The organism is Providencia sp. M-27, assembly GCF_011077905.1.
Taxonomy (GTDB): domain Bacteria; phylum Pseudomonadota; class Gammaproteobacteria; order Enterobacterales; family Enterobacteriaceae; genus Providencia; species Providencia huaxiensis.
The window spans coordinates 129,621-143,916 of sequence record NZ_JAALBT010000005.1 but is presented as its reverse complement, the minus strand read 5'-3'; the positions used below and the strand labels follow the sequence as shown (position 1 = coordinate 143,916).

Here is a 14,296-nt window from a genome sequence, read left to right as displayed (position 1 = left end):
GCGTCCCGTTAAAACGAATTGACAAATAAATGAATGAAGAGAGTGTAACGATGGCAAAGTTATATTGGCAGACCGTTGGTGAAGGTAAACAAGATCTTGTGTTGCTGCACGGATGGGGGCTGAATGCCCAAGTCTGGCAAACAATTATTCCGCGAATCGCTTCGCACTTTCGGGTTCATTTGGTTGACCTGCCGGGCTATGGGCGTAGCCAAGGTTTTTCCCCCATGAATATTCAATCGATGGCGAATATTTTGTGGGAACAAGCACCTAAAAACGCGATTTGGCTTGGTTGGTCACTTGGCGGGCTAGTTGCAAGCCGTATCGCGCTTGACCATCCCTATGAAGTTAAAGGGCTCATTACGGTTGCTTCCTCCCCGTGTTTTAAAGCCGAAGAAAACGGTTGGGCAGGGATCCGGCCAGAGGTTTTATTAGGTTTCGAGCAGCAACTTTCGGCTGATTTTCATCGCACAGTCGAGCGTTTTTTAGCATTGCAGACATTAGGGACAGAAAGCGCCAGAAACGACGCAAAAACCTTGAAATCTGTGGTACTCGAACAGCCTATTCCAACGGTTGAAACGTTAAATGCAGGGCTTGAATCATTGCGCACCGAAGATTTGCGCGAGGAATTAAAGCTGTTACCTATTCCTTTCTTGCGTATTTATGGTTATCTCGATGGCTTGGTACCGCGCAAAATAGTGCCAATTTTAGATGAACTTTACCCTAATTCGCCATCTGTCATTGTTCGAAATAGTGCTCACGCACCATTTATTTCTCATCCTGATGAGTTTTGCGAATACCTGTTGGATTTTCAAAGTCGTATCGAGGAATAAATAAAAAAACACCGACTTGTTCGGTGTTTTTTGTTGTGGTGTGCCTATTATTTGATTTTATATACAAAATGAGTGCAATCAGTGCTTTCAGGGCAGCCTTTACAGCTACTGCCTGTTAAACAAGCACTGATATCAACTTGTTCAATTTTCTCTAAGCTAACGAGTTTCTCAACCATTGCTTGAATTAATGGAGCCGGTGTATTTAGCTGCTCACTGAGTAGCGCGATGTCAGCTTGCCCATATAAGGCGATTAAATCTCTTATTTGCAGCAAGCTAGTCATCGTTTTATTCCTTAGTGGCACGCATCACTTGAACAGCCAGAACATTGCTCTGCGGTTCTGTTCTTGATGTTCAGGGTTACGCGGCTACGCATGCGACGTAAGAATATGAACAAGGCAAGGTTGAACAGAACAACCGCGGCTATAGTAATCAAGCTGCTTTGTGGGTGTTCGCTAAATGTGGCAACTTGGTAAAACAGAGCCGCAAGGCTATAAGCCACATTTAAGCCCCACAGAATGGAGAAGCTCATCCAACTTTTATTGGTTTCACGTGCAATAGCACCCATTACTGAGACGCAAGGCACATACAGTAAGACGAAGATGAGGTAGCTATAGGCTGCAATTCCTGAACCAAATTTCGCTGCCATGGTACCCATTGAGCCGGATTCCATTTCTCCATCGCCTTTACTGGCTTCGATAGGGTTCGATAACGCGCTTAAGGTAAAGGTCTCTTTTAAGCTATCCCAAGTTTCAGAAACCGCATCTCCCAGTTCTTCCCATAAATTGAAAGATTCTGCATCGAACGGCTCAGAAGTAATGGCTTCAGCGGTATACAGGGTATTTAGTGTTCCCACTACCACTTCTTTGGCCATCGCCCCGGTAATCAACCCAACAGTTGCTTGCCAGTTATCTGCATGAACACCGATAGGTTGTAAAGCAGGGGTTATCACTTTACTGACAGAAGCCAGTGCGGAGTCATTAATATTATCAACAGGCTTACCAGAGAAAGAGAAGCTATTTAATGCGCCAATAAAAATACTGGCAACGATGATGACTTTACCTGCACGTACCACGAAGCCTTTTAGGCGCTGCCATGTTTGAATCAGCAGTGTTTTGATATGTGGCACATGGTAAACCGGAAGTTCCATGATAAACGGAGAGGCTTCGCCACGCATTAGAGTATGTTTTAGTAGTAACCCAGTTAAGATAGCGACAACAATTCCTAAAATATAGAGTGAAAAGACCACGCTCGCCCCATTTTTGCCGAAGAAAGCGGCAGCAAAAACGGCGAAAATAGCCAATCTTGCACCACAAGACATAAATGGTGCCATTAAGACCGTAATTAGCCTTTCGCGCGGTGCGTCGAGCGTGCGTGCACCCATAATTGACGGTACGTTACAGCCAAAACCGACAATCAAAGGCACGAAAGATTTACCCGGTAAACCTAAGGCTTGCATGAGGCGGTCCATCACGAAAGCGGCTCGCGCCATATAGCCAGAATCTTCCAGTATTGAAAGAAACAGATACATCATCCCAATTTGTGGCACTAAAGGTAAAACCGTGTTAATACCGCCACCAACACCTTGGGCAAGGAAAATAGTTAGCCAATCAGGGAAGCTAAAGTAGGCACCAACCCACTGAATACCATGAATAAATATCGCTTCTGACGCACCTTCAAAGAAGGGTTGTAAGGCGCCACCGATGTTGATGGCTAAAACGAACATCAAATACATCACAAACAAGAAAATAGGTACGCCGAGCCAACGGCTCAGAATAAATTTATCCAGTGATTGTGTTAGTCGATTTGGTTCAGCGGCACTATTGTTAATCGCAGCATTGCAAATGGTCGCAATAGATTGATAACGTGCGTCGGCAATGAGTAATTCAGGTTCTTCGTTTAAGCCTTCTTTCAGTGTTTGGCGTATCGCCAGCAATTGTCCTTCAGATATTTCTGCGCGTTGGCGGCTATATATGTCCCCTTCGAGGATCTGTAATGCTAACCAGCGGCGCTGCTGGTGGCTAAATTGTTGTGCTGAAATTTGTTCAGATAGTGAGTCTACAGCTTGCAATAACTGTGCTGGATATTCCACAAGGGCTTGCTGGCTATTTTGTGGATGTGTATCAATGGCTTTTTTCAGTTTATCGATACCGGTTGCTCGAGTTGAAACCATTGGGATCACAGGGCAGCCGAGCTGTTTTTCTAATTCAGCAATATTAATATCAATATGTTGGCTTTGAGCGATATCCAACATATTCAAGGCGACAATACATGGAACGCCTAACTCGACTAATTGCAATGTCAGGTAGAGGTTACGCTCTAAATTAGACGCATCGACAACATTAATGAGCATGTCTGCCTCACCACTTAAAATAAAGTAGCAGGCGATTTGTTCGTCAAGAGAGGTTTGCTCAGAAATAGTGGTCAGAGAATAGGTGCCGGGTAGGTCAACAAGTTCGATTTTGTGGTCATCTGTATGGAAGCGGCCCACTTTTCGTTCAACAGTGACCCCCGCCCAGTTACCGACCCGCTGCCTTGACCCTGTGAGCTGGTTGAATAAGGTCGTTTTGCCTGCATTGGGGTTACCAATTAAGCCGATCGTTAATCGTTTCATAGTGTTTGCCAATAATAAAAAAAGAAATACTTAAGCGGTGGTCGCTTCATCTAAATTGAGTAGGGCAAGATCCTTTTTGCGTAGCACTAAGCTGACACGATGAGTTTCTATTTGAACAGGATCACCAAAAGGCGCTAAGCGCACCACTTTAAAGACAGAACCCGGAAGTAAACCAAGTGAGAGCAGTTTTTGTCGGTATGCAGGACTAATCTCTGGAGAGAAGCCAAGTATTTTGTAACTGCATTGAGGAAGTATTGCCATAGTGTCTTCCTAATCATTTAATTAATAATGATATCGATGACAATTGTTAAAGAGTGCAATTGCTCAGGTAATAAAGTCGCCAAACAAAAATAAATCTAATTAACAATGAGAATCATAATCATCCACCTTTTGTTATATTTAGCCTCTTTTTTCGTCAATTTGACTTGATATGGATCAACGAAGCATTGAGTTTACGGTGTTCCGCTAGCGAAATTAATGGTGGAGTCAGTGAAGGGGAGATGGCTGAATTATACCCAATATATTGTTTGAACTAATCAATCACAGCATTATTTATTGAAATGGGCATCACAATAGGTACATTGCGATGCCCATAAAGAAAGTTAACGTTTCTTACCGAATGCCGCGGCAAGGGCATCACTCATGGCGCTGTTACCTGAAGATGCGCTGTTTTGGCGTGAGTTACCTCTTGATTGAGGCGCCTTACGCGCATTTTTGTCCTGTTCAGGGGCTGCACGGCGAGGGGCACTGTTAGAATCACCCGCTTGTTCATCTAAACGCATCGTTAACGCAATACGTTTGCGTGCAATATCCACATCTAACACTTTGACTTTCACAATGTCGCCCGCTTTTACTACCTTGTGTGGGTCTTCGACATAACTATTTGAAAGTGAAGAAATATGAACTAAACCGTCTTGGTGAACACCAATATCCACAAAAGCGCCGAAGTTGGTCACATTGGTGACTGCACCTTCTAAGATCATGCCAGAAGTCAGGTCTTTCATGGTTTCTACACCTTCGGAAAAGGTGGCAGTTTTAAACTCAGGGCGTGGGTCACGACCCGGTTTTTCCAGTTCTTTAATGATATCGGTGACAGTTGGAACCCCGAATTGCTCAGTGGTAAAGTCACGTGGGCTCAAGGTATTAAGCACCTGTGAGTTGCCCATAATTTCTTTGAGTGGCTGGCGGACAGACTCAAGAATTTTTTCAACAATCGGGTAAGCTTCAGGGTGAACAGTAGAAGCATCTAACGGGTTTTCACCATTGGTGATACGCAAGAAGCCTGCACACTGTTCAAAGGCTTTTGGCCCAAGGCGTGCAACTTTGAGCAACTGTTTTCTATCACTAAACTGGCCATTCTGGTCGCGCCAGTCCACCACGTTTTGCGCAATCATTTTGCTTAAACCGGCAACGCGAGTCAGTAAGGCAACGGAAGCGGTATTCAAGTCAACACCAACGGAGTTTACACAGTCTTCGACAACTGCATCGAGTTTACGCGCTAATTGTGTTTGGCTGACATCATGCTGATATTGGCCAACCCCAATGGATTTTGGGTCAATTTTCACTAATTCAGCCAGTGGGTCTTGTAGGCGACGAGCAATAGATACGGCACCACGTAAAGACACATCTAAGCTTGGGAATTCCAAAGCCGCAAGTTCAGAAGCGGAATAAACAGAAGCGCCAGCTTCGCTGACAATAACTTTCTGCGCAGTGACTTCAGGGTACTGTTTTTGAACTTCAGCAAAGAAACGTTCCGTTTCACGAGAAGCTGTACCGTTACCAATGGCCACTAATTCGACGTTATGTTTTTGGCAAAGTGCCGCAACGATGGTTGCCGATTTTGCGGCTTGTCCGGTATGTGGATAAATCGTATCCGTTGCAATTAATTTACCTGTTGCATCCACGACAGCAACTTTCACGCCAGTACGCAAGCCAGGGTCTAAGCCCATGGTGGCACGCATTCCCGCTGGAGCCGCCATCAGTAAGTCACTGAGGTTACGAGCAAACACGTTAATAGCTTCCTCTTCAGCTTTTTCGCGCAGTGAGCTCATGACTTCTGTTTCTAAGTGCAGTAATACTTTGACACGCCATGTCCAGCTGATCACGGCTTTACGCCATTGGTCAGCAGGAGCATTATTTAAACGAATATCTAAATGGCGGGTGATAATTTCTTCGCAGTAACTTTCTTTTGGTGGTTCATCAAACTGAGGGTCGCAGTTTAATGAAAGCTGTAAAATCCCTTCGTTACGACCACGGAACATTGCAAGGGCTCGGTGAGAAGGAACCTGAGCAACGGGTTCGTGATGTTCAAAGTAGTCACTAAATTTTACCCCTTCTTCTTGCTTACCTTCAGCAACAACAGAAACAAGGTGGGCATTTTTCCAGATATAGTCGCGAACTTTCGCTAAAAGAGTTGCATCTTCGGCGAAACGCTCCATAAGGATATAGCGAGCACCATCTAAAGCGGCTTTAACATCCGCCACACCTTTATCTGCATCGATATAGGTTTTTGCGAGTTCATCAGGTGACTGGCTTGGGTCATTCCACAGGGTATCCGCTAAAGGCTCGAGCCCTGCTTCAATAGCAATTTGCCCGCGGGTGCGACGTTTTGGTTTATAAGGAAGATACAGGTCTTCAAGTTCGGTTTTATTGAGCGTTGTGTTGATAGCGGAGGCAAGCTCTGGTGTCAATTTACCTTGTTCTTCTATCGACTTGAGGATGGTTTGCTTACGGTCATTCAATTCGCGCAAGTACCCTAAACGGCTTTCTAGCTGGCGAAGCTGAGTATCGTCCAACCCACCGGTAACCTCTTTACGGTAACGCGCAATAAACGGGACAGTATTTCCTTCATCTAATAGCGTGATGGCAGAAAAAACTTGTTTCGGCTGGGCTTGCAGTTCCGCTGCAATAATTTGGCTTAGAGTTTCATTCATGTCGAGTTTCAATACCTACTGTTTAAATACCTACTGGAAGAACAGTTAAAAATTTATTGCACTGTTATACTTGGTGGTAACGAGAATTTCCAGACTGAATTTGAGCCTATTGGTAGGAAAGTCTCAGATTATGTTCTATAAAATATTATAATTATGGGCTCCATTGGCTAATATTTGAAGGTTATGACTAAAAGTCTTTTAATTACACGTGAAGGTTGGGATGCGTTAGATAAAGAATTGAAATACCTGTGGAAGGATGAACGCCCTCGGGTAACTCAATCTGTTTCAGAGGCCGCAGCTCAAGGGGATCGCTCAGAAAATGCAGAATATATTTACGGCAAAAAAAGGTTGCGTGAAATTGATAGACGCATCCGTTTTTTATCCAAAAGGTTAGATCAGTTAAGGATTATCGAGCCTGATCCTCGCCAAGAAGGCCGTGTGTTTTTTGGCGCATGGGTTAAACTAGAAGATGAAAATGAAAATATCAGAATATTCCGTATCGTCGGTGCTGATGAATTCAACCCTACGAAACAATGGATTTCAATTGATTCTCCCGTAGCGCGAGCCTTGATAGGTAAACAGGTTGATGATGAAATAACAGTAAATACGCCGGGAGGGCAGGTGACTTATTTTGTATTAGAAATAAGCTACAAGCCACTAACCGTCTGAAGTGTAAAATGATTCATTAAATCCCATGTTAGTGGTAAATTAGTGAGCATTAATATTGTTTTACTTACATTCATTAAAAAAATAATTTGAAAGATGCACATCTTGAGGGCTACAAAATGCAGGAAAGTTATAAGGTTCTTGTCGTCGATGATGATATGCGTTTACGTGCGCTGCTGGAACGCTACCTCACTGAGCAGGGTTTTCAGGTAAGAAGTGCTGCAAACGCTGAACAGATGGACAGAATCCTGACGAGGGAATCTATTCACTTGATCGTCTTAGATTTAATGCTGCCGGGCGAAGATGGCTTATCAATTTGTCGTCGCTTACGTAGTCAAAATAACCCAATTCCAATTATTATGGTGACAGCGAAAGGCGAAGAAGTGGATCGTATCGTTGGCTTAGAAATCGGTGCGGACGACTATATTCCAAAACCTTTTAATCCACGGGAATTGCTAGCTCGTATTCGTGCGGTATTACGTCGTCAAGCTAATGAATTACCGGGCGCGCCATCTCAAGATGATGCGATAATTACCTTTGGTAAATTCAAATTAAATCTTGGGACGCGAGAAATGTTTCAAGGTGATGAAAATATGCCGTTAACTAGCGGTGAATTCGCGGTGTTAAAAGTATTGGTTTCTTATCCAAGGGAACCGTTGTCGCGTGACAAGCTAATGAGCTTAGCGCGAGGCCGTGAATACAGTGCGATGGAACGTTCTATTGATGTTCAGATCTCACGTTTGCGTCGCATGGTTGAAGAAGACCCAGCACATCCTCGTTATATTCAGACGGTTTGGGGATTGGGTTATGTGTTTGTTCCTGATGGAAGTAAAGCATGAAGCGACTGAGGTTCTCAAGGCGTAGTACATTTTCTCGCTCGTTATTTTTATTTGTAGCCTTACTGTTTGCGAGCCTCGTAACCAGCTATATGGTTGTGTTGAATTTTGTTGTGATGCCTAGCTTACAACAATTCAATAAGGTGCTGGCATACGAAGTAAGAACATTAATGACAGAGAAAATGGTCCTACAAGATGGAACCTCAGTGCGGGTATCTCCCGCGTTGCGTAAGAAAATCTACAATGAATTAGGGATCACCTTTTATGCACACTCAGCAGCGATGGAAGAAGGGCTGAATTGGGCAAAAGAGTATGATTTCCTAAGCGAACATATGTCGGAATATATTGGTGGCAAGGCAAGTGTTCACCTCGAATTAGGCCGAGAGTACCCCATTCTATGGTTAACGTCTTATCTTGCACCTGATATTTGGGTGCGAGTTCCACTGACTGAAATTGGGCAAAACCAGTTCTCCCTTGTTTTTCGCTATACATTAACGATTTTTCTCACCATTTTTGCGGGGGTATGGTTGTATATACGCTACCAAAACAAGCCATTACTTGAATTAGAATACCACGCCGGAGAAGTTGGTAAGGGGTTTGTCTTACCCCCAATGCAGGAAAAAGGTGCCACCGAGGTCAGGGCCGCTATTCGGTCTTTTAACCACATGGCAGCAGGGATTAAAACCTTAGAAAATGACCGAACTGTCTTAATGGCAGGGGTAAGCCATGACCTAAGAACCCCCTTAACCCGTATTCGTTTAGCAACAGAAATGATGAGCCCAGAAGATAGCTACCTGGCAGAATCCATTAATAAAGATATTGAAGAGTGTGATGCGATCATCGGCCAATTCATGTCTTACCTGAAAACGGGTCAAGAAATGGATATGGAATTCTGTGACCTTAACGCTATCTTGATGGAAGCAGTGAACTCAGAAAGTAACGTCGTAGGCGAAATTGAAACCGCACTTGAGCCTGGCTCAATGATTGTTAATGGTAACCCATTAGCAATTAAACGCGCGATTACCAATATGATTGTTAATGCCTACCGCTATGGTAATGGCTGGATCAAGGTCAGTAGTGGTAAAACGGAAGACTCAGTTTGGTTCCAAGTCGAAGATGACGGAGCAGGTATCAAAGAAGAAGATATTCATCGTCTGTTCCAGCCATTTGTGCAAGGTGAAAAAGCCCGTAGCAACAAAGGAACAGGGCTAGGACTGGCAATTATTCGCCGAATTGTTGATGCCCACGAAGGGAGTATTGAGATCCATAAGAGTGAGCGTGGTGGGTTTGCGATTAGGGCTCTTCTCCCTCTTAAAGAAAAAGAAGACTGATATCTCGTCATATTTCAAGCTGTAGGGGTGTTGCCTACACTCAACTACCCTAGTCACATACTTGTGTATGCTCCTAGGGATATCTTCGTTTGGCGCCTACCTACAACTTGAACTATTTAGAGCTATCTTTCTACTCTTCACACTTTGCGCCGCAGCGTTGTTGGCTGCAACACAAATTGTTTTGAGTATTATTTTATGGTTGCAGGATAAAAAAATTTTTCGCTTTTATGACAGTCTGTCATTTTTCTTTTTGGTATCAATGTTGAAACTGAAATTTTTTAACCATTTGAATTTTATAATATAAAGATTCACTTCCCTTCGTTTTTGTTTTCTCTCCAGTGAAAAAATCAGCAATTGTCATAAAACTGTCATAAAAACGACATGTTGTCGTAACTAAATTGTCCTATTTTTCCTACCGTGACATACACCCAACAATTTTATACTTGATTGTTTCTATACATCCCCGGAGGGATTATGAAAATGACGCGTACCACCTTAGCAAGCGTAATGGCAGCAACTTTATCTCTGACCGCAATGTCTTCTTTTGCTGCTACCAGCCTGACCGGAGCTGGCGCGACCTTTCCTGCTCCTGTTTATGCGAAGTGGGCAGACTCTTATCAGAAAGAAACAGCTAATAAAGTAAACTATCAGGGGATTGGTTCTTCTGGTGGTGTCAAACAAATTAATGCAAGAACAGTTGATTTTGGTGCATCCGATGCTCCATTGACTGATGAAAAATTAAAAGAAGATGGCTTGTTCCAATTCCCTACTGTTATCGGTGGTGTGGTACTGGCTGTCAATGTAAAAGGTATTGAGTCAGGGCAACTGACGTTAGATGGCAACACATTAGGTGACATCTATTTAGGCAAAATCACTAAATGGAATGACCCAGCAATTGCTAAATTGAACCCAAATGTTAGCTTGCCAGACCAAGCTATTGCAGTCGTTAGACGTTCTGACGGTTCGGGTACCACGTTCGTATTCACGAGCTACCTTGCTAAAGTCAGCGCAAGCTGGAAATCAGACGTTGGTGCAGGTTCAACCGTTAATTGGCCGAAAAATAGCGTAGGCGGTAAAGGAAATGATGGCGTTGCCGCTTTCGTACAGCGTCTACCAGGTTCTATCGGTTATGTTGAATATGCTTACGCAAAACAGAACAACCTTGCGTATACTAAATTAATCTCTGCCGATGGCGAAGCGGTTTCACCAACGGGTGAAAGCTTCAGTGCAGCAGCGAAGAAAGTTGACTGGTCTAAATCTTTTGCTCAAGATTTAACAAACCGTGATGGCGCGAATGCATGGCCGATTACTTCAACCACATTCATCTTAGTTCACAAGCAGCAAGCGAATGCGGAAAAAGGCAAAGCAGTTCTTGACTTCTTCAACTGGGCTTATGATAAAGGTGGTAAACAAGCGGAAGCATTAGATTACGCAATTCTACCCCAAGAAGTCGTGACCGCAGTACGTGCAGCATGGAAAACAGAAGTTAAAGATAGCCAAGGTAAAGCATTATTCTAGGTGAGCTTAGGTTTTCTAAGTGCACTTAGGGTTGGAAATGGCGGGTAAGTGCTGAGGAACAGGGCTTACCCGCTCATCGTTGTAACGCAATCCTGTGAAAAAGAGCAGGAATGAAATGAGAACAAAGCGCATGGCCGAGAAAACAACGGCATTTAGAGCTCCCAGCAAATCAGGTGATGTGATTTTTAGTGCACTGGTAAAGATTGCCGCGCTCATCACTTTGTTAATGCTCGGAGGCATTATTATTTCCCTTATTTTTGCATCTTGGCCAAGTATGCAAAAGTTTGGGTTTTCGTTTTTATGGACCAAAGAGTGGGATGCTCCAGCGGAAGAATTCGGTGCCCTTGTGCCTATTTACGGCACTATCGTTACATCGTTAATCGCTCTGATTATCGCCGTTCCCGTTAGTTTTGGTATAGCGTTATTCCTAACAGAGCTGGCGCCTAATTGGTTAAAACGTCCTCTTGGTATCGCGATTGAACTTCTTGCTGCTATCCCAAGTATTGTTTATGGGATGTGGGGGTTATTTGTCTTTGCACCCCTGTTTGCAGAATATTTCCAAGAACCAGTTGGTAATGTGATGTCGAGTGTGCCGATTGTCGGTGAATTATTTTCAGGGCCTGCATTCGGGATCGGTATTTTAGCAGCGGGGATTATCCTCGCGATTATGATTATTCCTTATATTGCGTCAGTGATGCGCGATGTATTTGAACAAACACCTGTGATGATGAAAGAGTCAGCCTACGGGATTGGCTGTACAACGTGGGAAGTGATTTGGAATATCGTGTTGCCGTATACCCGTAATGGGGTCATTGGTGGTGTGATGTTAGGCCTTGGTCGTGCGCTGGGTGAAACCATGGCGGTGACTTTCGTGATTGGTAATACTTACCAACTTGATAGCGCATCACTGTTCATGCCTGGTAACAGTATCACCTCGGCACTCGCAAATGAGTTTGCGGAAGCAGAGAGCGGTTTACATACCTCGGCCTTGATGGAGCTTGGACTTATCCTGTTTGTTATCACTTTCATTGTGTTAGCAATTTCCAAGTTGATGGTCATGCGTCTTGCGAAGAATGAGGGCCGTTAATATGTCGATATCTCAACCTATCGCAGTGAATGAAAAAGAACGAGCACGCCGTCAAGCGTGGCGCCGCCAAGTTAACAGAATGGCTCTATTTGTTTCAATGTTAACCATGGCTTTCGGCTTGTTCTGGTTAGTGTGGATTTTGTTTTCTACTGTCACTAAAGGGATTGATGGCATGTCCCTCAATCTGTTTACTGAAATGACTCCTCCACCGAATACGGAAGGTGGCGGGCTGGCAAATGCCATCGTAGGAAGTGGTTTATTAATCTTATGGGCGACAGTTATTGGTACGCCTTTAGGGATTTTAGCGGGAATTTATTTAGCAGAGTATGGCCGTAAGTCATGGTTAGCTTCAGTTACCCGCTTTATTAATGACATTTTATTATCAGCTCCATCTATCGTTGTCGGGTTGTTTGTGTACACCATTGTGGTTGCTCAAATGCAGCACTTCTCGGGTTGGGCTGGGGTTGTGGCGCTTGCATTGCTGCAAATTCCAATTGTTATCCGAACTACTGAAAACATGTTGAAACTAGTTCCAGATAGCTTGCGTGAAGCCGCTTATGCACTTGGCACACCAAAATGGAAAATGATTTTATCTATTACGTTAAAAGCGTCGGTGTCAGGGATTATCACTGGGATCTTACTTGCAATTGCGCGTATAGCAGGGGAAACCGCACCGCTTCTGTTTACTTCACTGTCAAATCAGTTCTGGAGTACAGATATGAGCGAACCCATCGCCAACTTACCAGTGACAATCTTCAAATTTGCAATGAGCCCGTTCTCTGAATGGCAAGAGCTTGCATGGGCAGGGGTTCTGTTAATTACCCTATGTGTCCTGCTCATTAACATCATTGCACGTGTTGTGTTCGCACAGAAAAAACACTAAGCACCAGATAAATAAAGATTTAGAGAGAAAAGCAAACCATGATTAATGCAAACGATATTGCAAACAGTAAAATTAAAGTCCGTGACCTCAACTTCTATTATGGCAAGTTTCACGCACTGAAAAATATCTCTTTAGACATTGAAAAAAATAAAGTAACTGCGTTTATCGGCCCATCAGGCTGTGGTAAATCGACACTATTGCGTACCTTCAATAAAATGTATGAACTGTATGGCGAGCAGCGCGCAGAAGGTGAAATTTTACTGGATGGCCAAAATATCCTCACTGATAAACAAGATATCGCGCTGTTACGTGCAAAAGTCGGTATGGTATTCCAAAAACCAACACCATTTCCGATGTCAATCTACGATAATATTGCATTTGGTGTGCGTTTATTTGAAAAGTTATCCCGTGTGGAAATGGACGAACGCGTGCAGTGGGCGTTAACAAAGGCTGCATTATGGAATGAAACCAAAGATAAGCTACACCAAAGTGGTTATAGCTTGTCGGGTGGGCAGCAACAGCGTCTCTGTATTGCTCGTGGTATTGCTATTCGCCCAGAGGTTTTATTGTTAGATGAGCCTTGTTCTGCCCTTGACCCAATTTCAACCGGTCGAATTGAAGAACTAATTAGTGAATTAAAGTCAGAATACACCGTGGTCATTGTTACCCATAATATGCAACAAGCAGCACGCTGTTCTGACTATACGGCTTTCATGTATCTAGGGGAGTTAGTCGAGTTTAACCATACTGACAAAATGTTTACTACCCCAGAAATGAAGCAAACTGAAGATTATATTACTGGCCGCTACGGTTGATATGGAGCCGACGATGGATACGCTGAATCACAACAAACATATATCGGGGCAGTTCAATGCTGAACTGGAACATATCCATACTGAATTGATGACGATGGGAGGACTGGTCGAAGAGCAGCTTACCAAAGCCATTACTGCCATGCATAATCAGGATGAAGCCCTAGCACGTGAAGTTATCGAAAATGACCATAAAGTCAATATGATGGAAGTGGCCATTGATGAAGAATGCGTTAAAATCATCGCGAAGCGCCAACCAACAGCGAGTGATTTGCGTCTGATTATGGCTATTTCAAAAACCATTGCTGAGCTGGAAAGAATCGGCGATGTTGCAGACAAAATTTGCCAAACCGCATTGGAAAAATTCTCTCATCAACATCAGCCTCTGTTAGTGAGTTTAGAATCATTAGGCCGTCACACAGTACAAATGCTACATGATGTATTAGATGCATTCGCACGAATGGATCTCGAAGAAGCCATTCGTATCTATCGTGAAGATGAGAAAGTTGACCAAGAGTATGAGGGCATCGTGCGCCAATTGATGACTTATATGATGGAAGACCCACGGACGATCCCGAGTGTATTAACAGCACTGTTCTGCGCTCGTTCAATTGAGCGTATCGGCGACCGTTGCCAAAATATCTGTGAGTTTATTTTCTACTATGTGAAGGGGCAAGATTTCCGCCATGTGGGGGGAGATAGTCTCGAAAAAATGTTGACTAAAGACGATTAAATGCTCGTCATATTTCGTGCTGTGGCGGTGTTGGCTTCGCTCGGCTAGCCACAACA

Annotated in this window: 13 protein-coding genes; 9 read left to right on the top strand and 4 right to left on the bottom strand. The window is 43.7% G+C overall.

Going from position 1 to position 14,296, the window contains the following annotated elements; genetic code table 11:
* Positions 1-50: 50 nt before the first annotated feature.
* Positions 51-830, top strand: coding sequence for a pimeloyl-ACP methyl ester esterase BioH (bioH, locus tag G6Q48_RS09385; protein WP_102138811.1), 780 nt, complete (start codon positions 51-53; stop codon positions 828-830).
* Between the two features lie 47 nt (positions 831-877).
* On the opposite strand, the gene G6Q48_RS09380 is transcribed toward bioH, so the two are convergent.
* From G6Q48_RS09380 to G6Q48_RS09365, 4 genes are all read right to left on the bottom strand, one after another.
* A complete protein-coding gene (locus G6Q48_RS09380; protein WP_102138812.1) occupies positions 878-1,111 on the bottom strand; it encodes a FeoC-like transcriptional regulator in 234 nt (77 codons plus the stop codon).
* An 11-nt stretch (positions 1,112-1,122) separates the two neighbouring features.
* Positions 1,123-3,441 carry a Fe(2+) transporter permease subunit FeoB gene (gene feoB, locus G6Q48_RS09375; protein ID WP_102138813.1) on the bottom strand — a complete coding sequence of 773 codons (2,319 nt, stop codon included), beginning with the start codon at positions 3,439-3,441 and terminating at the stop codon, positions 1,123-1,125.
* 30 nt (positions 3,442-3,471) lie between these two features.
* A complete protein-coding gene (gene feoA, locus G6Q48_RS09370; protein ID WP_004262866.1) occupies positions 3,472-3,702 on the bottom strand; it encodes a ferrous iron transporter A in 231 nt (76 codons plus the stop codon).
* Positions 3,703-4,043: 341 nt separating this feature from the next.
* Positions 4,044-6,374: a Tex family protein gene (locus G6Q48_RS09365; RefSeq protein ID WP_166266027.1), complete on the bottom strand. Its 2,331-nt coding sequence runs from the start codon at positions 6,372-6,374 to the stop codon at positions 4,044-4,046.
* Positions 6,375-6,557: 183 nt separating this feature from the next.
* Between G6Q48_RS09365 and greB the strand changes: the two genes are divergently transcribed.
* The 8 genes from greB to phoU all read left to right on the top strand — a co-directional run bounded on the left by greB (position 6,558) and on the right by phoU (position 14,240).
* Positions 6,558-7,043 (top strand): transcription elongation factor GreB, encoded by a 486-nt coding sequence (gene greB, locus G6Q48_RS09360; RefSeq protein WP_102138815.1) that lies wholly within the window; start codon positions 6,558-6,560, stop codon positions 7,041-7,043.
* Positions 7,044-7,159: 116 nt separating this feature from the next.
* Positions 7,160-7,879, top strand: a complete 720-nt coding sequence (gene ompR / locus G6Q48_RS09355; RefSeq protein ID WP_004266122.1) for an osmolarity response regulator transcription factor OmpR — start codon at positions 7,160-7,162, stop codon at positions 7,877-7,879.
* A complete protein-coding gene (envZ, locus tag G6Q48_RS09350) occupies positions 7,876-9,207 on the top strand; it encodes a two-component system sensor histidine kinase EnvZ (protein WP_102138816.1) in 1,332 nt (443 codons plus the stop codon). The genes ompR and envZ overlap by 4 nt, the downstream gene beginning before the upstream one ends.
* A gap of 474 nt (positions 9,208-9,681) precedes the next feature.
* Positions 9,682-10,725, top strand: coding sequence for a phosphate ABC transporter substrate-binding protein PstS (gene pstS, locus G6Q48_RS09345; RefSeq protein WP_166266024.1), 1,044 nt, complete (start codon positions 9,682-9,684; stop codon positions 10,723-10,725).
* 130 nt (positions 10,726-10,855) lie between these two features.
* The gene (gene pstC / locus G6Q48_RS09340; protein WP_004262847.1) at positions 10,856-11,812 is read left to right on the top strand and encodes a phosphate ABC transporter permease PstC; all 957 of its coding nucleotides are present in this window, start codon (positions 10,856-10,858) and stop codon (positions 11,810-11,812) included.
* Between the two features lies 1 nt (position 11,813).
* A complete protein-coding gene (gene pstA, locus G6Q48_RS09335) occupies positions 11,814-12,695 on the top strand; it encodes a phosphate ABC transporter permease PstA (protein WP_036958603.1) in 882 nt (293 codons plus the stop codon).
* A 38-nt stretch (positions 12,696-12,733) separates the two neighbouring features.
* Complete coding sequence (gene pstB, locus G6Q48_RS09330) at positions 12,734-13,510, top strand: phosphate ABC transporter ATP-binding protein PstB (RefSeq protein WP_004262838.1); 777 nt, start codon at positions 12,734-12,736, stop codon at positions 13,508-13,510.
* Positions 13,511-13,523: 13 nt separating this feature from the next.
* On the top strand, positions 13,524-14,240 hold the full coding sequence (gene phoU / locus G6Q48_RS09325) for a phosphate signaling complex protein PhoU (protein WP_102138818.1): 717 nt from the start codon (positions 13,524-13,526) through the stop codon (positions 14,238-14,240).
* Positions 14,241-14,296 lie beyond the last annotated feature (56 nt).

Coding starts and splice junctions, on each gene's coding strand:
- pstA (WP_036958603.1), top strand. CDS start 11,814: ATGTCGATATCTCAACCTATCGCAGTGAATGAAAAAGAACGAGCACGC.
- pstB (WP_004262838.1), top strand. CDS start 12,734: ATGATTAATGCAAACGATATTGCAAACAGTAAAATTAAAGTCCGTGAC.
- ompR (WP_004266122.1), top strand. CDS start 7,160: ATGCAGGAAAGTTATAAGGTTCTTGTCGTCGATGATGATATGCGTTTA.
- G6Q48_RS09380 (WP_102138812.1), bottom strand. CDS start 1,111: ATGACTAGCTTGCTGCAAATAAGAGATTTAATCGCCTTATATGGGCAA.
- feoA (WP_004262866.1), bottom strand. CDS start 3,702: ATGGCAATACTTCCTCAATGCAGTTACAAAATACTTGGCTTCTCTCCA.
- pstS (WP_166266024.1), top strand. CDS start 9,682: ATGAAAATGACGCGTACCACCTTAGCAAGCGTAATGGCAGCAACTTTA.
- envZ (WP_102138816.1), top strand. CDS start 7,876: ATGAAGCGACTGAGGTTCTCAAGGCGTAGTACATTTTCTCGCTCGTTA.
- greB (WP_102138815.1), top strand. CDS start 6,558: ATGACTAAAAGTCTTTTAATTACACGTGAAGGTTGGGATGCGTTAGAT.
- feoB (WP_102138813.1), bottom strand. CDS start 3,441: ATGAAACGATTAACGATCGGCTTAATTGGTAACCCCAATGCAGGCAAA.
- bioH (WP_102138811.1), top strand. CDS start 51: ATGGCAAAGTTATATTGGCAGACCGTTGGTGAAGGTAAACAAGATCTT.
- pstC (WP_004262847.1), top strand. CDS start 10,856: ATGGCCGAGAAAACAACGGCATTTAGAGCTCCCAGCAAATCAGGTGAT.
- phoU (WP_102138818.1), top strand. CDS start 13,524: ATGGATACGCTGAATCACAACAAACATATATCGGGGCAGTTCAATGCT.
- G6Q48_RS09365 (WP_166266027.1), bottom strand. CDS start 6,374: ATGAATGAAACTCTAAGCCAAATTATTGCAGCGGAACTGCAAGCCCAG.